This window comes from Facklamia sp. P13069 (assembly GCF_050409405.1).
GTDB lineage: Bacteria > Bacillota > Bacilli > Lactobacillales > Aerococcaceae > Facklamia.
Genome location: NZ_JBNUPN010000002.1, coordinates 13,824 through 32,790, shown reverse-complemented (window position 1 = coordinate 32,790; position 18,967 = coordinate 13,824). Strand labels below are relative to the sequence as shown.

Sequence of the window (18,967 nt, the reverse complement as noted above, 5' to 3'; positions counted from 1 at the left end):
ATGACCCGGAAGCTTTAATAGCTTTCCGGCTTTTTTTATGATTGAGTGCGTCTAGCTGAATAATAAAAATTTATTAAATATTTACTTAAGTAAGCTATATATTATCGACAAATTGGTTTATAATAAGCGCATAATAGTGACTTTAAGAATGAAAGGAAGGATCAATTGACTTATCAATTATTATTATTTGATTTAGATAACACCTTATTTAATTTTAATCAAGCCCAAGACCAAGCCTTACTTGAATTCTTAAGCCAAGAAGGGGTTCCCCAGCAAGCTATTCCTCGTTTTATTGACTACTATGTTTTGCTCAATCATTCTTTATGGGACAAGTTAGAGTTAGGGTTAATTGATCGGCAAACACTAATTTCTAGTCGTTTTGCCTTATTATTTGATCACTTTGGTTATCAGCGGGATGGGGTAGAATTGGCTCAAGCCTATCAAAAGTGTATAGGCAGACAAGCCCAGCTAATTGAAGGTGCAAGAAGCTTCCTCGATGCTTGTCTTAAGGAGGGGAAGCGTCTGTTTGCCATTTCCAACGGTATTTCTGCTATTCAAAGGGCGCGCTTAGAACATGCAAAGTTGAATCCTTATTTTGAAGCAATTTTTATTTCAGAAGAGATTGGCCATGTGAAGCCTTCTAAAGGCTTTTTCGATTATGTCGCTGAAAATATAAGAGAATTCAATTCTAAAAGGACACTCGTTATTGGCGACTCCTTGAGTGCTGATATTCAAGGCGCCTTAAACGCAGGGCTTGATTGTGTTTGGTTTAATCATTTGAATGAAAACAAACAGTCCCACTTACCGGCCAATTATGTGGTCGATAACTATAATGATTTAGCCAAAATCATCTACAGATAAAAAATAGGTAGTCTCAAAAATGCTTTTCTAGTATATAATAGACTTATGAAAGGGAGTATCGGATGAATATCGAAAGACTATCTCAACGACTGGAAAAAGTTGCGCAATATATCGTTCAATATGGTCAAGCGCCGATTCGGTTGGCAGATATCGGTAGTGATCACGCTTATTTACCATGTAATTTACTTAAAAACAAACAGATAGAATTTGCAGTGGCAGGTGAGGTAGTGGAAGGACCTTATTTATCGGCTGTGAAACAAGTCAATGAAAGTCAATTGCAAGATAAAATCATCGTCCGTCTTGGCGATGGCTTTGCGGCAGTTGAAACCAGTGATGCCATTAATACAGCAGCTATCTGTGGTATGGGAGGTGGTTTGATTGTCTCCATCTTAGAAGCAGGTTATCATGCGGGAAAATTACCAAAACTCTTAGTCTTACAAGCTAACACAGCAGTTGCCAAAGTCAGAGCCTGGTTACAAGATCATTATTACCATATTCTTAACGAATGCTTTATTGATGAAAAGGGGCAATTTTATGAAGTAATGGTTGCTCAAAAGCAAGCAGAAAAAGCAATTTACACTGATAAAGAAATCATGTTTGGTCCCATACATTTGACTCAAAGGGGGCCAATCTTTGAAGATTACTGGCATAATGAATTAAACCACCACCATTTTATTCTTAATCAGTTGTTTCATGGAGTAGAATATGAGCAAATGGCCCAAGACCGCAAAAATAAGGTAGACATTATTCAAGCCGAAATAGATAAAATAGAGGAGGTGGTAGACTATGACAAAGCTCTTTTTTAAAGAGTTAATGGCTTATCTCGATCAAAAATATCCTGCGGCTTATGCCGAAGAGTGGGATAAGGTCGGCTTACACTTTGGCCATCCTGAACAAGCGATTAAAAAGGTGATGGTCGCTTTGGATATGCGACCACAAGTGGTTGAAGAGGCTATTGAAGAAGATGTAGATAGCTTGATTTTACACCATCCGCCCCTCTTCAAAGCAATCGAGCGTTTCGACCAGTCTAAGCCCCAGATAAAAATGTATCAAAGAACCATTCAAGCAGGCATCAATGTCTTTGCCATGCACACCAATTATGACGCCGCCCCTGGTGGCATGAATGATATTTTGGCTCAAGCTATGAAGTTAACTGATATTAAACCCTTAATCGATCTAGAAGAAGGACAGGTAGCGATTGGCCGGATAGGCAACTTGCCTCGAGCTCTAACGCGCCATGAACTTTTTGCCTATGTCAAGCAAGTCTTCAAACGACCTGCTTTAACAGTGATTGAAAAAGTCCCGCAAGCCACTTATCAACGAGTTGCTATTGTAGGCGGAGCCGGAGCTAGCTTTATGGACCAGGTCGAAAAGGTCCAAGCCGATGTCTTTATTACCGGAGATATCAGCTTCCATACAGGGCATGATCTATATGAAAAGCCCTTTATGACTATTGATGCCAGTCATTATATTGAGCATTTATTTATTGAAGTCGAAGTGGCCAGAATAAAAGAAGCTATCGAACAAAAGGGTTGGGATCTTGAAGTGATTGCTTCCACAGTTTCCACTGATCCCTTTACTTATGAATAAAAAGGAGAATGATTATGGACTTATTTGAAAAAACTAAAGAACGTTTAATTCGTTACGCTAAGATTAATACTCGCTCGGATGAGAATTCAACCACCATTCCATCGACTGACATTCAATTTGACCTCTTAAATCTTTTGGTCGATGAATTAAAAGCAATCGGTATGGAAGAAGTGGTGTTAAATCCTGAAAATGCCTTTGTCACAGCTACTTTACCGGCTAATACTGATAAAGAAGTAGCCAGCATTGGTTTTATTGCTCACGTAGATACAGCCGACTTTAATTCTGAAAATGTGCAGCCACAAGTCTTTGAAAACTACGACGGTAAAGATCTGCACTTGAGTGAAGATTGGGTAATGAGGGTCAGTGAATTTCCTAACCTACCACCTTATAAAGGTCAAACCCTCATTACCACTGATGGAACTACTCTGTTAGGGGCTGATGATAAGTCCGGTATTGCTGAGATTGTGACCGCCATGGAGTACTTAATCCAACATCCAGAAATCAAACACGGTAAAATCCGTGTAGCCTTTGGTCCGGATGAAGAAATTGGACGTGGAGCAGATCACTTTGATGCAGAAGGTTTTGCGACTGACTTTGCTTATACCATGGATGGCGGACCGGTTGGTGAGTTAGAATATGAATCCTTTAACGCGGCTCAAGCAGTATTGAAAATTCGTGGTAAAAATATACACCCAGGAACTGCTAAAGGCAAAATGATTAATGCCACAACCATTATGAATCTCTTCATGTCTGATCTTCCACAAGCAGAAGTACCAGAGCAAACTTCTGGCCGCGAAGGTTTCTATCATGTCTTAAGTGTAGAAGGGACGGTCGATGAAGCAGAATTAGTGCTAATTATTCGTGACTTCAACCGTGATCTTTTTGAAAAGCGTAAAGCCAAGGTGGAAGAAATCGTTGCTAACATCAACAAAGAATATGCTGAACCACCTATCACATTGGAAATGAAAGACCAATATTACAACATGGCTGAAATCATTGAAAAGGATATGACACCGGTTGACCTAGCCCAAGCAGCCATGGAAGCTTTAGATATTCCTGTTAACATTGTGCCTATCCGTGGTGGAACCGACGGTTCGAAGATTTCCTTCATGGGGATTCCAACCCCAAATATCTTTGCCGGTGGCGAAAACATGCACGGACGCTTTGAATTCGTGGCAGTTGAATCCATGGTTAAGGCGACAGAAGTAATTATCAAAATTGCGGAATTAAATGCCCAATAAGCAAAAGTTAAATAATAATTACAGGCTGGAGCAGGGATCCAGCCTGTTCTTCTACCCAAAGGAGGAGATAGCTTGACGATTCAATTTGTTACCGGCGACTTGAGTCAAAATAAAAAAAGCCTTCTTATTCAAGCCATCATGGACCAATTGAAAGAAACACCTGACTTAAAAGTCTATTATATCGTGCCAGAACACTTGAAATTTGAAATGGAAAAGTTTGTCTTAGAAGAAATCCGTGACCATCAAGTGGACCAAGCCAGCTCTATTTTTAATTTGCAGGTGGCTTCTTTTTCACGCTTAAACTGGTTCTTGATGAAAGATCAAAAGCCCAGTCATGAGATTAGTGACTTAGGTCTGTCGATGATTGTACGGCAAGTCTTAACCCAATACCGGGAAAACTTAGTGGTTTACCAAAAGCAGGCTCACTATCAAGGTTTTATCGAAGACTTAGTCGTTCTTTTTAAAGAATTTATCGAAGGCAATATTCAAGTGGAAGATTTACAAGTTGAGCCAGCGCAAGATTTTACTTGGATGGATTTGGAAATAGAAAAGCAAAAAGAATTACAAATGCTTTATCAAGCCTTTCTAAAGGCACTGAGTGATTTTCGGATTGATAATTTTGCCAAGCAGGAAGACTTGATGGACTATATCAACCATCAAAATTTAAATAAGTATCTCTTTGTAATGGACCACTACTATTACTTTAATAGCCAGGAAATGCAATTACTTTTAAGTTTGGCTAAGCATGCTTGTAAAGTTAAGATTGTCTTGCCCATCAAGAGCGCTGAATTAAGGGCTAATCAAGCCTTGATGACTACCGCCTTACCTTATGCAACCTACTACCGCATTCGCAGTTTAGCTCAGCAGATGGGACTAGCGATTGAACCCGATTGGGAAATTAAAGACCAGGCTTTTAACTACCAAGATTCGATTTTGAGCTTAGCGCAAGCCTTTAAAGCCCAACAAGACTTACTGCCATCAGCTACCCACCAAAGAGCTGATAGGGACTTTAACAGCCACCGCTTTTTACAATTTGATTCCATCCAGAGTGAATTACGGTATGTCTCCAATCGCATTCATTATCTGGTTACAAAAAAAGGCTACCGTTATAAAGACATTCAAGTCTACACCCGAGATTTAGAAGCCTATCAATCCATGATTGCTCCGATTCTAGCGGCCAATCAAATTCCTTATTTCTTTGACCATGCTAAGGCTATGACTGACCATCCACTTTTTACCCTTATCCAACACCTCATTCGCCTGGACCGCTATAACTGGCGACTGATTGATATTCTAGAAGTTTTAAAATCTCCTTTGGTAAGGCTGGGGCAGTTTCATTCGGCTTTTGCTGAATTAGCTGACCAAGACTTAGAGCGCTTGGTCTATTCCTTTGAGAATTATTTAATAGCCTATCAGTATGAGGGTTATCGCTTTGCTAACCTATCCTATGACTGGCTCTTTATGACGGAAGATGTTTTTTTTCATTCAGCTGAAGGACAGGTCTATGATTTTACACTGGCTGAGGCCTTTAGCTGGATTAGGACCTATCTGGTTGAACACTTTGGATTTAATAAAAAAGCCCTAAAAAGCAGCAAAGGCCAGAATGGATTAGCCGCTAGCTTCTATCAAAAATTAGAAGCAATCGGCATCAGGCAAGCTCTTATGGATTTAAGGGACCGAGCACTTCAAAAGGGTCAGATTGAACAATCGCGCCAAGATGAACAAGTTTGGCAGGTATTGGTCAATAGTCTCGATGAATACCACCAAATCTATGGGCAAGCAGATTTAGACCTAGCCTCCTTCTTTGAAATCCTAGAAGCTGGTCTTTCAGCAGCGACCTATCATATCATTCCACCTACTTTGGACCAAGTGATGATTTCAAATATTGTGTCCCCTCAAGTTCAACCTTGTAAAATTGCCTTTGTGATTGGTATGGATCAAAAAGCCTTGCCAGCTAAACAGGCTAGGGATAGTTTGTTGACCCCCAGTCATCGCCAAGCTATCAATCAAGAACTTTTAGCCCATCAATATTTATCCGATCAGGAACATCAAGGGTATCAAATGGAATACTTATTAGCTTATCAAGTCTTACTGTTAGCGACGGATCAATTGATTATTTCCTATGCCATTCATCAAGGCGACCAAGTCCGTAACTTTTCACCATGGTTGCAACAAGCGGCAGACATCGCCAATCTTAAACTGATTCACCAAGCTGACTATAGTAGGGATCTAACTTTAGCAACGCCTTTAAGACTAGCCGATTTTGGACGGTATGCCAGTAACAAGGCCCCTATTTTATATCAAATCCATCAAGACTTTGTGCAGGGTAAAAGCCCTCAGCCCGCTTTCTTAGAATTATTGAAGTTGATGGTAGATTATGAAAGGCAAAACAAAGCAAGCCTTAAAGCAAGTGGCATCGTCGACTTAATTATTCAAACCTTTTATTTTAATGACCTACCGGATAAGATTGATAGCGATTTAGCCTTAGCACTCTTCGGTCGCAACTTATCACTATCGGTGTCTCGGATTGAACAATTTTTTGCTGACCCTTATTCCCACTTTTTACGCTATGGATTACGATTGAAGGAAAGAGAACGTTTTGAACTGGATGCTGCGCTTTCAGGTGACTACTTCCACCAGGCCTTAGACCAGTTCAATCAATTGGTACAAGCCCAAGGGAAATCTTTAGCTGACTTGTCAGAAGAAGAAGTTAAGGACTTATTAGGTGGAGTGATTGACGCTTTAAACCAAGATCCTAATTACCAAGTGCTCAGCAAACATCCGCGGATGCAGGCGATTCATCATCTATTAAATCAACGCCTGCTTTATTTTGTTCAATTAATGCAAGAACAAAACAATTTGACTCATTACCAACCCTTAGCCTCAGAATTAGTCTTTGGCACAGGGGGCAATAGTCAAGTGGCTGGCTTTGAATACCCATTGGCTGCGGGAGGATTACTAAGCATAAGAGGGAAGATCGACCGTTTAGATCGTATTCAAAAAGGTCAGCAGAAACTGTTACAAGTGGTCGATTATAAGTCAGGTAAAAAAGACTTTGACTTAGTGGATGCTTATTATGGCTTAGACTTACAATTATTAACTTATTTAGCAGTAGCTTTGAAAAATTTTCCTGATTACCAGCCTCTGGGTGCTTTTTACCAGCATCTTTTACCAAGTTTTTATAAAGCGGACAAACATTATGCCCAAGGAGAAGTTGATCAACAGACTAAGACGCTTTTAAGTCAACGAACATTGAGAGGGTTTGTAACCATTGAGGCGGATGACTTACAAATAGTTGAATCCTTTGATCACCAAGCTAGTAAAAGTCGCATTTATCCGGTGACTTATACCAAGACGGGCTATCATGCTAGAAGTCCTTTCTTTACTAAAGAAGAAGTCGATTTACTCTTAGATTATACGCATTATCAATTCCAACAAGCAGCTCAGGCTATTCAAAGTGGTGATATTGCCTTAGCTCCTTTTTACGAAAATCCTTATACCCTCTCCTTAAATGCTCAATACCGAGTGATTACAGGCTTTGATGGAACACAATCCTTCCACCGTTATCGCCATAAGCAAGTCAATAAAAAAGAAGTTTTGGCTCATATGAAGGAAAAACTACTTAACAAAGCAGCAAGCGAAGGAGGCGATCATCATAGAAACCCTACCGATTAAACCGGATAATAGTAAATTTAACAACGAACAATGGCAGGCTATTCATCAAAGGGGAAATAATATCTTAGTCGCTGCGTCAGCGGGTTCAGGTAAGACCACGGTCTTAATCGAACGGATTATGAATCATCTACTGACACGTTATGCCGAATTGAAAGAAGTCTTAGTCGTGACCTTTACTGAGTCTGCGGCCAATGAGATGAAAGAACGAATGGAGAAACGGTTAAAATCAGCGGTGAACCAATCGCTAGACGGGGAAGAAAAGCGATACTTGCTTAGTCAAATTAATCAGCTGCCTAGTGCCCACATCCAAACACTTCATTCATTTTGTTTATTTGTGATTCAAAACTTCTTCTATCTGGAAGCTATTAATCCAGCCTTCAACCTCTTAAGTGATGAAAGTCAAAAGCAAGTCATGGTGGAAGAAGTCTGGGACAAGCTTATTGATCAAATTAGTCAAGCCGATTCTCAACTGGCAGTCACACAAGCCGATTATCAAGACCTATTAATTCGTTTAACCAGTGGTCGTGATGATCAAGCCTTGCGTTCAATTGTTTTAGATATTTATGAGTTTGCCCGCGCCAATCCGGAACCCTTAATCTGGTTGGACCAAATGGTGGCTGAGACCGATGGTTTGGAAAGCTTTTGGAAGAGTGAACTCTATCAAGAAAGTCTAAAAATCCAACTTCAAGCACAGTTAAAGCTTGCTGATCGTTCTTATCAAGATGGCTTGAGTCTCTTAGCTTCTTGTTCAAGGCCGACGCTAGATAAGTTTGAACCAGTATTATCTGCAGAAGGCCAGCGCGTGGTCGAACTAACAGAAGCTTTCTTACAAAACGATATGGCCCACTTTAGTCAACTTTTAGATAACCTAAGCTTTAGCCGTTGGCCGAGTTCAAGAGGAAAAGCCCATGAAGAAGACTTAGAAACACTGCAAATAATTAAGCAATACCGTCAGGCTAGTAAGGATACTTTAGTTAAGATTCAGTCTTACTTTCCTTATCCTTACCAAACTATGCAGGAAGTCGAAGCGGCGATTCAACCCTACTTAAGAAAATTAAGCGATCTAAGTAAATTATTTTACCAAGCCATGCAAGACTATAAATTTCAAGAAGGGTGGATTGATTATTCAGATCTTGAGCACTTAACCTTGCAGATTTTAGCGCCTTATAATGCTCAATTAGGAAAACGTAAGCCATCGGCGGCAGCTGAATATTTCCAAGCCCTCTTTGAAGAAGTCTTAGTGGATGAGTATCAAGACATTAACGAAATCCAAGCAGCCATCTTATCCTACTTATCACGTGAAAGGGTGGAAGCGACCAAAGGCAATCTCTTTATGGTAGGAGATGTCAAACAGTCTATCTATGGCTTTCGGATGGCAGAACCATCCCTATTCCTCCAAAAATACCGTACTTACCAAACCAGTGACCAAGGTCACTTGATTATCTTGGATAAGAATTACCGCTCAAGGGACCAAGTCCTAAACTTTACCAATTATCTGTTTGAACGCTTGATGGATGAATCCTTTGGAGAAATGACCTATGGTAAAAATGAGCGTTTGATGACCGGCAACCAGGACTTCACAATTGCAAAGGAAATAGACCACTATGCCATTGAATTGCTCTTACATAGCAAGGAACGCTCAGACGAAGAAGATCAAATGCAAGCAGATCGTCCTGATTTATTAATAGACAAGGGAATTGATTACCAAGCCCATCTGATTGCTCAAGATATCCAAGCTAAGTTGCGCGCAGGCTATCAAATCTATGATAAAGAATTGGGTAAGGATCGTTTGATGACCTTTAAGGATATTGTGGTGCTAAGTTCTACCAAATCCAGCTTTGCCAATTTGCAGGCAGCCTTCAGCCATTATCAGCTACCTTTTACTTCACAAGCCATTGAGACCTATTTCCAGCGACAAGAGATTCAGTTAATTTTAGCCCTCTTAAAATTAATCGATAATCCCATGCAGGATATTCCTCTGGTCGCTATTCTCAAGTCTTTCTTTGTAGGCTTGAGTGACAATGACTTAGCCTTGATTCGGGTTAATCATCCACAAGCTTCCTTCTATCAAGCGGTAGAAGACTTATTGAGTCAAGCATTTGAAAAGGATCAGCCATTATTAGCCATACAAAAGAAAGTGCAAAACTTTTTTACCCAACTTGCAAAATGGCGTGACTTTGCTGGCCACCAGGCTATTGATGAAGTCATCTGGCAAATCTATCTAGACACTTCCTTCTTAGACTATGTGGTGGGCTTAGAGATGGGGCGCCAACGTCAGCTTAATCTTCATGCTTTTTATCAAAAAGCTCAAACCATTAATCAAGGTTTAGGAGGCAGTTTAGCAAGTTTTATCCACTATATTGAGACTCTTTTAGAACAAGACAAAGACTTGGCAGAACCCCTACAATTAGACAAGGATCAAAATATGGTGCGGGCTATGACCATTCATGCTTCTAAGGGGAGTGAGTTCCCGGTTGTCTATTTAATTAACAGTAATCACCGCTTTAATTTAATGGATAGCCAAAAAGCTATTGTGGCGACCAAGCATTATGGAGTGGGTATGAACCACTACCAAACGGATGACTTTGTCTATTATCAATCCATCAGTAAAACCTCGCGACAAATGCTCCTAGATCAAGCAGCAAAAGCCGAAGAATTAAGGGTACTCTATGTAGCTTTGACGCGAACCGAGCAGAAATTAATGATAGTGGGTTCGATTGAGAGTAGGGAAAAATGGCAAGAAAAGGGCGACCATTATCAAATGATGACTGACCCTGACAGCTTGCAAGTGGCCCTAGAACTCAGATCACAGGCTAATAGTTTCTTGGATTGGATTCATCAGGCAACTTCCCTCGCTCAAAGAAACCATCAATCACTCGCCACAATTACTGCTCAAGACTTTATCACACGTATCTATACTGAAGACCAAATTCAAGCCAATGTACCTAGCGTGATGGCTAGCCATCCAATAGCCAGCCCACCGGCCTGGTTGAAGGCGCTACAAAAGGGCGAAGCTTTCGATCAACCCAAGCACAAGCATGAGAGGATCAACCAGCTTGAAGAATTGCTAACTGCTCAATACCCTTATCAATTAGCCAGTCAGACAGCTGCCTATCAATCTGTTTCGGAATTAAAACGTTTGTTCGAAGAACCACCGCATCCAGCTCTTTCTTTTTATACAGACCGGCGGAAGGAATCTATGCATGAGCTAGATGCATCCATTGATATAGATCAAGGGATTCAAGGGATTCAAGGGATTCGCTATACGCAAGACACCTTTGAAGCCCCAAGCTTTATGCAGTCCAAAACGCTAGATGCAGCTCGGATAGGAACTTTGAACCACTATCTGATGGAGCAGGTGGACTTTGGTCCCTTTAAATTAGCTGACCCAGCCGATTATAACCAGATCTTACAAGACCAGATCCAATTGATGATCGAGCGAGGTTTGATGGAAGCAGAAGATCGGCCACATCTGTACCTGGAAACAATTCTTAACTTCCTCCGAAGTCCGATCGGCCAACAAATGATAGAAAACAGCGATCAACTTAAACGGGAACAAGCTTTTTCTTACCTGGTACCGGCTAAGGACTTGTTCGCCAATCTGACTGAGAGCAAGCAAAGTATGCAGATGGAGCAAGATTCGATTCTGGTTCACGGGGTAATTGATAGCTATTATGTGATACCTAATCAAGGTTTTGTCTTGATTGACTTCAAGACGGACCGCTACCGTCCGCATCTGAGTCAATCCAAACAAGAACAATTGGAAGGGTTAAAAGACAAGTATCGCTACCAGTTGAATCTTTACAAGGACGCCTTAGCTAGCCACCTTAAACTACCTAATATCGGTACTTATATCGTGGCCTTAGGCTTCGACCAGGTGGTTGCGATGGATGAACAGATGAATCAGTAATCGTTTTATTAAGCATTCGCAAAAGAAGCATGGGTCTTTTGACCTAAGCCTAAAGCGGATGCTTTTTTTCAGATGAATGCTCGCAAGGAATCGCTTGCTTTTAAAGGTTGTTTAGGGTAAACTTTCCCTAAACAAGGCAAACTTAACAAATTTCCTTGAATGAGGAAAGAAATATCAATTACTTTCCTCAAGGAAAGGGAAACCTAACCAGTTATGATCGTAAGTTTCTTCTAACAATGGTAAAAAATGAAGTAAGTAGGCAGGAAGGAGGAGTTCGATGGCTACGGATGTGGTTATCATCGGGGATTTTATTAAGTCTAAGCAAATCAAAGAACGTAAGGTATTCCAAAAGCAAGTGCAAGACATATTCAAGCGCCTTAATCAGAAGTATCAAAAGCAGTTGCTTTCTCAATTGACCTTAACAGTTGGCGATGAGTTTCAAGTGATTATGAAGTTGGATTCAAACTGGCTGAACTTTTTAGATGACTTATATGTCACATTGCCCCATCCTTTTCGGCTGGGAATCGGTATCGGTGAGATCACGACGGCCATCGATCCTGAACGAAGTATTGGAGCCGATGGTCCAGCCTTTTGGCGAGCGCGCGAGGCGATTGAAGCTGTCCACCGTAATCATTATGGTAACAAGTGTCATCTGGCGCTCAGGACCCAAGACGATTCGATTAATCAGATGGTCAATAGCCTGTTTCTCTTGAGTGAAACCTTGAAAAGCCAATGGACCGACCTGCAACGGGAGACTTTCAAGTTGATGCTTGAAGAAGGGATCTACCAAGCGGAATTTGATCAGGCCCATTTTGCCCAAACGATTCAAATCAGTCAGAGCAGTTTGAGCAAGCGCTTATCACTGGGTAATATTAAGATCTACTTGAGGGGTCGAGAAACGATTGCAGAATTTTTGGAGGGGAATCATGAGTCCCTTTAATCAATGGACAATCATGATTTTAATCCTGCACTTTTTAGGTGATTTTCAATTACAAAGTCCTCAATTAGCTGTAGACAAGCAGCCTAACAGGCAAGCCTTGGCAACTCATTTAGCGATTCATGGCCTCTTTTTCTTCTATCCCTTAATCCGGAGCTTATACTATCAAGTCTTTTGGCCGGCCTTTTATGTTTATCTGATGCTTTGGATTAGTTACAGTCTGATCGACTGTATAAAGAGTGGCTTTGACAAGCTTCAGCCTTCTTATCGCTTATATACTTTCTTAATTGATCAAATCCTACATATTGTCCTCATCATTCTCTTGGTCCAAGTGTTTTTTACTAACTCCTTAGGGTCTGTTTTTCTGCGTTTTGAACCTTCAAATGCTGACGGGGTTATTAGCGATCCTTTTGGTCGGCAAGCCGGCTAATGTTTTATTTAAACTAGCCTTCAGTCCTTATCCTCAAAGTCAGGCCATTCAGCAAGAAGGTCTACAAGGGACGGGCGCTTTAATCGGCCATTTGGAGCGGATTTTTTCCTTGATCTTTTTAGGCATGGGCCAGGTGAATGCGATTGGTTTGATTTATACGGCCAAATCCAATGCGCGTTTCAAACATTTAGAAGAAGACAAGGGGGTTGCGGAGTATTATTTGATGGGAAGCTTATACAGTATTCTGTATGCCCTGTGTGTCTATTTCTTAGTCTTAGCTAGTTAGCAGCTATTAAATGAAAAAAGGAGGCCCCAAACATGAAAGTAAAGATTCTATTTATCCTTCTTGTAGCGCTAGTGACCTATCTAGTCTGGTTGGCTAGTCATTTAGACATTGGTCAAGAAGCGGTTGAAGCTGAGGTGGTGATTGTACCAGGTGGGGAAATAGTTCGTCCCTTGAAGGCAGCTGAATTAATCCAAGAAGGCTATGTCACATTACACTCAATGATTGTTTCTCCCTTAAATGAGTTTATCGGCACCAAACCCTTAATTGACTTTATAACTGACACCGGTTTATCGGAAGACCAAGTGATTGGAGAATTAGAAGCAACTTCTACTTGGACCAATGCGACCAATTCTATCGCCATCATGGAAGAAAGGGAATGGCAAACGGCCTTAGTAGTTACGACCGACTATCATACCCGGCGCACTCGATTGGCTTTTGAGCGTGCGAGTCGGGGAAAGGATATGCACTTTTATTATGTCAGTGCCTATTTAAAGAACGCTCAGGGTGAGGAAGTCCTTTATCAAGACAGTCGCCAGGCCTTAAGGATAATGGCTTCTGAAGTCTATAAATACATCGGCTATTATCTAGAACTCTATTATTGGATTGACCAATAAATAATTGAATTAGAAAAGGTAGACAAAAATGACGAAACGTTTTATTCCATTTGATTTACTACGAGGGCTTGCAACGATAGCGGTCCTCTTGATTCATCTTACAGCCCCTTTATTAGGAGAAAATAAATTATGGATCCTAGCCCTTAATCAAGCGACACGCTTTGCGGTAGCTGTCTTTTTAATGCTTTCAGGTTGGGGTTTGGATCGGACCGATGCTTTGGATTCACAACTTGATTACCCCGCCTTCTTAAAAGACCGCCTCATAAAAATTATCCCGGCCTATTTGTGCTGGTCTTTAATCTATGCTTGGGCTAATTTCTGGTTGGTAGGTGAAGAATTGAGTCTTTTGACCTTCTTGCAGTTTCTCTTGCTAGGGAAGACTTCCTATCACTTGTATTTTGTTCCATTAATTGTGGGACTTTATATCTTTTACCCACTTTTATCTAAAATTGCCGATAACAAGTACTTAGCCATAGCCTTCGTGGGTCTTTTCATCTTCCAAGATGTCAGTGATCACCTACTAGGCTATATTCCTTATGATAAGGTCCAAGACTATTATAGCTATGCTTTTTGCTTCTTCTTTGGCATTTGGTTAAGCCGGGACTTTCAAGCTAAGCTTAAAAGCTTTCAAGTTTATCGTTATGGTATCTTGATTTATACGGTAATAATGCTAGGCTTGTTGATTGAAGAATCTTATCTAAGTGGGGGAGCAGTGATTGCCAATACGAGACCTTTGGTTACTTTCTATTCGATCGGTTTGGTCTTGACTTTTATGTTATATAGGTTGCCTTTTGAGAAGCTTTTCCTATGGTTTAGCCGGTATTCTTTCTTAATTTATCTTTCTCATGTTCTTTTCTTGAAATTACTTGAAGGGACGGTTGAAAAAATGGCTTTATCGATGCCCCCTCTTATCTATGTTAGTGTGGTTGGAAGTGGGTTATTAATATGCCTTTATCTCTTAATAAAAGTTGTCGACCGTGAGCCTTTTAAACGCTGGCTTAGCTAGGTTATGTAATAAATGTAATCTTTGAAAGAAAAACGAAGAATGCCTTCAAAATGAGATTTCTTGTGTTATACTTTTAACGGTGAATATAAAGCATCATATACTTATAGAAAGAGAGCGATATTATGAAAATCTCATTTTCTCCTCCGGATATTACAGAACTTGAAATTAAAGAAGTTGTTGATACATTACGATCTGGATGGATAACAACAGGCCCTAAAACAAAATTATTAGAATCTCAATTAGCAGAATACTGTAATACTGATCGAGCGGTTGTTATGAATTCGGCAACAGCGTGCATGGAAATGACTTTAAGGTTGTTAGGTGTGGGACCAGGCGATGAAGTTATAACTTCAGCATATACTTATACAGCATCAGCAAGTGTAATTGATCATGTTGGTGCTAAAATAGTGCTAGTAGATACTGCTCCAGACTCATTTGAAATGGATTATGATCAATTAGAAGCTGCTATTACCGAGAAAACGAAAGTTATCATTCCGGTAGATTTAGGTGGAGTAATGTGTGATTATGATCGGATTTATGAAATTGTTGAAAATCAAAAACATAAATTTAGTCCTTCTAAAGGAACTAAGCAAGAGGTTTTTGATCGTGTGGTTATACTAGCAGATTCAGCACATGCGCTTGGATCAACCTATAAAGGAAAGAATGCTGGAGAAGTTGCTGACTTTACTTCCTTTTCTTTCCACGCTGTTAAGAATTTCACAACTGGTGAAGGCGGAGCGCTTACTTGGAGAAAGGATATCCCAATAAATCAAAACGAAATTTATAAAGAATTTATGTTATTAATTCTTCACGGACAAAATAAAGATGCTTTGGCTAAAACTAAATTAGGTTCATGGGAATACGATATAGTAGCGCCTTATTTTAAATGTAATATGACAGATATTAGTGCTTCTCTTGGGCTAGCTCAATTAAAAAGATATCCTGAACTTCTAAACCGTCGTAAGAAAATCGTTGAAATATATGATAAGGGTTTAGCCAATTTACCAGTTAAAATTCTGTCACACGAAAATAGAGAAAGTGAATCATGTCGCCATTTGTATTTAGTTAGAGTAAATGGATATAAAGAATCAGAGCGAAATAATTTAATTGTAAAAATGGCAGAAGCAGGAATTGCTACTAACGTTCATTATAAGCCGCTAGCTATGATGACTGCCTATAAAAATTTAGGATTTAAAATTGATGATTATCCTAATGCATTTAGACAATATCAGAATCAAATAACCTTGCCACTTCATACTTTATTAAAGAATCGTGAAGTCAAATATATCATTGATACATTTAAGGAATATTTATAATTATGACATTTAGTATAATAAAAAAGAAAAAAGTTATGATTTTAGGTGCTAGTATTTTACAGTTACCTGCTATTTTAAAAGCAATGAAAATGGGTTTAGATGTTGTTGTCGTTGATATGAACCCAAATGCAGTAGGTTTTAAAATTAAGGGTATAACAAAGGAATTTATAAGTACAATCGATAAAGAGCTTGTTTATGAAGCAGCTATTAGAAACAATATCGATGGAATTATGACACTAGCGAGTGATATGCCCATGAGAACAGTATCTTATGTAGCTAAGAAACTGAATTTGAACGGAATTAGCGAAGATACTGCATTAAAAACTACAAGTAAAAAACATATGAGAACTACCTTGAAGGATCATCATGTGGCTATACCATTTTTTGCTATTGCTAATTCAGCCAAAGAATCCATCAAAATTGTACATCAAAATACTAATTTAATTGAAAATTTTATATTTAAACCGGTAGATAGTTCGGGTAGTAGGGGTGTATTCTTATTAGAAGACACCTCAGATGAAAATTGTCGAAAAGCATTTGAATATAGTTCATCTTTTTCAAGGACTGGAGAAGTAATTATTGAAGAATTTATGGTGGGTAAAGAAGTTAGTGTAGAAACTTTTTCTATTGATGGAGACTGTCATATTATTCAAATTACTGATAAAATAACAACTGGAGCACCCAACTTTGTTGAAATGGGTCATTCTCAGCCTTCAGAATTGCCGATAAATACAAAAGAAAAGATTATTACTTTAGCAAAAGAAGCCAATAAAGCTTTAGGGATTAAATTTGGTCCCTCACATACAGAAATTATGGTGACAAATCAAGGGCCTAAAATAGTTGAGATTGGAGCTCGATTGGGTGGGGATAATATTGGTACTCATTTAGTTCCTTTATCTACAGGTGTAGATATGGTTGAAGCCACTATTAGACTTGCAATTGGGGAGCAAGTAGATATTAATGTAAGCTTTAAAAAAGCTTCTGCCATTAAGTATATAGAGGTACCGAGTGGTATTGTTAAAAATATAAGTGGTTTAGAACTTGCAAAAAACATAAAAGGTGTTATACAGATTAATATTCTAAGGGGTATTGGTGAAGAAGTAAAAAAAGTTTCTAACAGCGTTGACAGAATTGGTTTTGTAATAGCTCAAGCTCAGACTAGTCAAGAAGCAAATGATATTTGTGATAAAGCTTTGAACTATCTAAAAATAGATATTGATAAACAAAGGAAATGATATAAATGTATAAAAAATATTTTAAAAATATTTTAGACTTTTTGTTGGCATTTTTGTTATTACCCCTTGTCTTTATTTTAATTATTATTATTGGGATAATTATTTACTTGGATGATCCGGGTCCGATCTTTTACAACGCTTTTAGAAGGGGAAAGAACGGCAAAGTGTTTTCTATGTACAAATTTCGATCAATGTATGTTGACTCTCCTGATATTAGAAATCCAGATGGGTCTACTTTTAATAGTTCTAATGATAATCGATTGACTAAATTTGGAAAACTGCTAAGAAAAAGTTCTATTGATGAAATTCCACAAATTCTCAATGTTTTGAAGGGGGATATGAGTTTTATAGGGCCTAGACCATCTATAGTCTCAAAAGATTATAGAGAAATGGATGAAATTAGAAAAAAAAGATTAAAAGTTAGACCAGGAATTACAGGGTATAGTCAAGCTTTTTATAGAAACTCGATATCTCAAGAAGAGAAATATTTATTAGATGGTAAATATGTTGAGGAATTAAGCCTTATGCTTGACTTAAAAATTTTTATACAAACAATAAAGAGCGTTTTTAAAAAATCGAATATTTTTGTGGATTAGAAAAAGATAGGATGTTTTAAATGGCAAAAAACAAATTAATGATTCTTGGTGCATCGCCTTTCTTCAAAGATGCATATGAGTATGCAAACTTTAACAATATTTATACAGTAGCAATTGATCAAAAGAATAAAGACTATGCAATATGCAAAAATATAGCAAATAAATCCTTTGAAATTAGTACACAAGACTATAAAGCTTTAAGTGAAATTATATTGAATGAGAGTATTAACGGTATATATGTTGGAGCGAGTGAAACTAATATGCCAATAGCTATACAACTAAGTGAAGAATTTAATATTCCTTTTTATTGCAGTGAAAGACTTTGGAATATTGCTACAAATAAACGAGTATTTAAAGAAATGTGTATGAAATATGAAATAAATGTTACTCCTTTTTTTAATATTAATATAGAAAACTATCTCAGCGAAGCTGATACAATACCTTATCCAGTTGTGACTAAACCAGTAGATAATAATGGATCGACTGGAATAACTATTTGTAATAACTCATTAGAATTTATTTCGGGTTTTATGAAGGCTTATAATAATTCTATTTCAAATGATGTGCTTGTTGAAAAATATATAAATATGGATAGTACTATTATCCACTATACCATGATTAATGGTAAGGCATATTTTAGTGGAATGTCTGATAAAATTTCAAGAAAAATCAGTTCTGAGGGAGCCCCAGTTATGGCACTCCAATATTTCCCATCCAACAATCAAAAATTATTCTTTAATGAATATGAAAAGAAAGTTTCATATATGTTGGAATCTGAAGGCTTTAAAAATGGACCGATATGGATAGAAGCTTTTTCAGATGGAAAAGATTTAATTTTTAATGAGATGGGTTATCGGTTTGGAGGTTCAATGACCTACCATCCAGTAGAATATTTTACTGGTTTAAATCAAATAAGTTTACTAATAAATCATACACTTAATAATTCAGAAAAATCTTTTCAATATGATTTGAAAAATACGAATAAGATTTATTGTATAGCTCCCATTCATATATATCCCGGTACAATTATGAAGGTAAGTGGACTAGATGATTTAAATCAAATAGATGGCTTTCACGCACTTGCCCAATGTCATGTCGAGGGAGACTTGATTGAATCTTCAGGAAATGTCCACCAAGTTTTTTGTTATTTACATTTGTTAGCTGATAGTAAAGGTGAAATTAATGCAATTATTGATGATATTCTCAATCATATTAGTGTAAAAAATACAGAAAATGACGATATGTTATTTAGAATTATCTAAATAGGAGA

General features: G+C 38.4%; 15 protein-coding genes. All 15 read left to right on the top strand.

Annotated elements, in window-relative coordinates; translation table 11 throughout:
* The first annotated feature begins 165 nt into the window (after positions 1-165).
* Entirely contained in the window at positions 166-861 is a 696-nt protein-coding gene (locus ACQV2T_RS00875; RefSeq protein WP_428884805.1) for a YjjG family noncanonical pyrimidine nucleotidase, read from the top strand.
* Between the two features lie 62 nt (positions 862-923).
* Positions 924-1,667, top strand: coding sequence for a tRNA (adenine(22)-N(1))-methyltransferase (locus ACQV2T_RS00870; protein WP_428884804.1), 744 nt, complete (start codon positions 924-926; stop codon positions 1,665-1,667).
* Positions 1,648-2,451: a Nif3-like dinuclear metal center hexameric protein gene (locus tag ACQV2T_RS00865; protein WP_428893116.1), complete on the top strand. Its 804-nt coding sequence runs from the start codon at positions 1,648-1,650 to the stop codon at positions 2,449-2,451. The genes ACQV2T_RS00870 and ACQV2T_RS00865 overlap by 20 nt, the downstream gene beginning before the upstream one ends.
* A gap of 14 nt (positions 2,452-2,465) precedes the next feature.
* Positions 2,466-3,692: a peptidase T gene (gene pepT / locus ACQV2T_RS00860; RefSeq protein WP_428873639.1), complete on the top strand. Its 1,227-nt coding sequence runs from the start codon at positions 2,466-2,468 to the stop codon at positions 3,690-3,692.
* Between the two features lie 72 nt (positions 3,693-3,764).
* Positions 3,765-7,367, top strand: coding sequence for a PD-(D/E)XK nuclease family protein (locus ACQV2T_RS00855; protein ID WP_428893115.1), 3,603 nt, complete (start codon positions 3,765-3,767; stop codon positions 7,365-7,367).
* On the top strand, positions 7,342-11,277 hold the full coding sequence (addA, locus tag ACQV2T_RS00850; protein ID WP_428893139.1) for a helicase-exonuclease AddAB subunit AddA: 3,936 nt from the start codon (positions 7,342-7,344) through the stop codon (positions 11,275-11,277). Before ACQV2T_RS00855 ends, addA begins: the two co-directional genes overlap by 26 nt.
* 277 nt (positions 11,278-11,554) lie before the next feature.
* Positions 11,555-12,217: a SatD family protein gene (locus ACQV2T_RS00845; RefSeq protein ID WP_428893114.1), complete on the top strand. Its 663-nt coding sequence runs from the start codon at positions 11,555-11,557 to the stop codon at positions 12,215-12,217.
* Positions 12,204-12,644 carry a DUF3307 domain-containing protein gene (locus ACQV2T_RS00840; RefSeq protein ID WP_428893113.1) on the top strand — a complete coding sequence of 147 codons (441 nt, stop codon included), beginning with the start codon at positions 12,204-12,206 and terminating at the stop codon, positions 12,642-12,644. Before ACQV2T_RS00845 ends, ACQV2T_RS00840 begins: the two co-directional genes overlap by 14 nt.
* Positions 12,598-12,930, top strand: coding sequence for a hypothetical protein (locus tag ACQV2T_RS00835; protein ID WP_428893112.1), 333 nt, complete (start codon positions 12,598-12,600; stop codon positions 12,928-12,930). Before ACQV2T_RS00840 ends, ACQV2T_RS00835 begins: the two co-directional genes overlap by 47 nt.
* A 32-nt stretch (positions 12,931-12,962) precedes the next feature.
* Positions 12,963-13,544 carry a YdcF family protein gene (locus tag ACQV2T_RS00830; RefSeq protein ID WP_428893111.1) on the top strand — a complete coding sequence of 194 codons (582 nt, stop codon included), beginning with the start codon at positions 12,963-12,965 and terminating at the stop codon, positions 13,542-13,544.
* A gap of 28 nt (positions 13,545-13,572) precedes the next feature.
* On the top strand, positions 13,573-14,550 hold the full coding sequence (locus ACQV2T_RS00825) for an acyltransferase (RefSeq protein WP_428875876.1): 978 nt from the start codon (positions 13,573-13,575) through the stop codon (positions 14,548-14,550).
* A gap of 122 nt (positions 14,551-14,672) precedes the next feature.
* Positions 14,673-15,866 (top strand): DegT/DnrJ/EryC1/StrS family aminotransferase, encoded by a 1,194-nt coding sequence (locus ACQV2T_RS00820; RefSeq protein ID WP_428893110.1) that lies wholly within the window; start codon positions 14,673-14,675, stop codon positions 15,864-15,866.
* A gap of 2 nt (positions 15,867-15,868) precedes the next feature.
* Positions 15,869-17,101, top strand: coding sequence for an ATP-grasp domain-containing protein (locus tag ACQV2T_RS00815; RefSeq protein ID WP_428881841.1), 1,233 nt, complete (start codon positions 15,869-15,871; stop codon positions 17,099-17,101).
* 5 nt (positions 17,102-17,106) lie between these two features.
* Positions 17,107-17,697 (top strand): sugar transferase, encoded by a 591-nt coding sequence (locus tag ACQV2T_RS00810; protein ID WP_428893109.1) that lies wholly within the window; start codon positions 17,107-17,109, stop codon positions 17,695-17,697.
* Between the two features lie 20 nt (positions 17,698-17,717).
* Positions 17,718-18,959, top strand: coding sequence for an ATP-grasp domain-containing protein (locus tag ACQV2T_RS00805; protein ID WP_428881838.1), 1,242 nt, complete (start codon positions 17,718-17,720; stop codon positions 18,957-18,959).
* Positions 18,960-18,967: the final 8 nt, after the last annotated feature.

Excerpts from the sequence above, each read along its gene's own strand:
- ACQV2T_RS00870 (WP_428884804.1), top strand. The coding sequence starts at position 924 with ATGAATATCGAAAGACTATCTCAACGACTGGAAAAAGTTGCGCAATAT.
- ACQV2T_RS00865 (WP_428893116.1), top strand. The coding sequence starts at position 1,648 with ATGACAAAGCTCTTTTTTAAAGAGTTAATGGCTTATCTCGATCAAAAA.
- pepT (WP_428873639.1), top strand. The coding sequence starts at position 2,466 with ATGGACTTATTTGAAAAAACTAAAGAACGTTTAATTCGTTACGCTAAG.
- ACQV2T_RS00845 (WP_428893114.1), top strand. The coding sequence starts at position 11,555 with ATGGCTACGGATGTGGTTATCATCGGGGATTTTATTAAGTCTAAGCAA.
- ACQV2T_RS00840 (WP_428893113.1), top strand. The coding sequence starts at position 12,204 with ATGAGTCCCTTTAATCAATGGACAATCATGATTTTAATCCTGCACTTT.
- ACQV2T_RS00835 (WP_428893112.1), top strand. The coding sequence starts at position 12,598 with ATGCTGACGGGGTTATTAGCGATCCTTTTGGTCGGCAAGCCGGCTAAT.
- ACQV2T_RS00830 (WP_428893111.1), top strand. The coding sequence starts at position 12,963 with ATGAAAGTAAAGATTCTATTTATCCTTCTTGTAGCGCTAGTGACCTAT.
- ACQV2T_RS00825 (WP_428875876.1), top strand. The coding sequence starts at position 13,573 with ATGACGAAACGTTTTATTCCATTTGATTTACTACGAGGGCTTGCAACG.
- ACQV2T_RS00820 (WP_428893110.1), top strand. The coding sequence starts at position 14,673 with ATGAAAATCTCATTTTCTCCTCCGGATATTACAGAACTTGAAATTAAA.
- ACQV2T_RS00815 (WP_428881841.1), top strand. The coding sequence starts at position 15,869 with ATGACATTTAGTATAATAAAAAAGAAAAAAGTTATGATTTTAGGTGCT.
- ACQV2T_RS00810 (WP_428893109.1), top strand. The coding sequence starts at position 17,107 with ATGTATAAAAAATATTTTAAAAATATTTTAGACTTTTTGTTGGCATTT.
- ACQV2T_RS00805 (WP_428881838.1), top strand. The coding sequence starts at position 17,718 with ATGGCAAAAAACAAATTAATGATTCTTGGTGCATCGCCTTTCTTCAAA.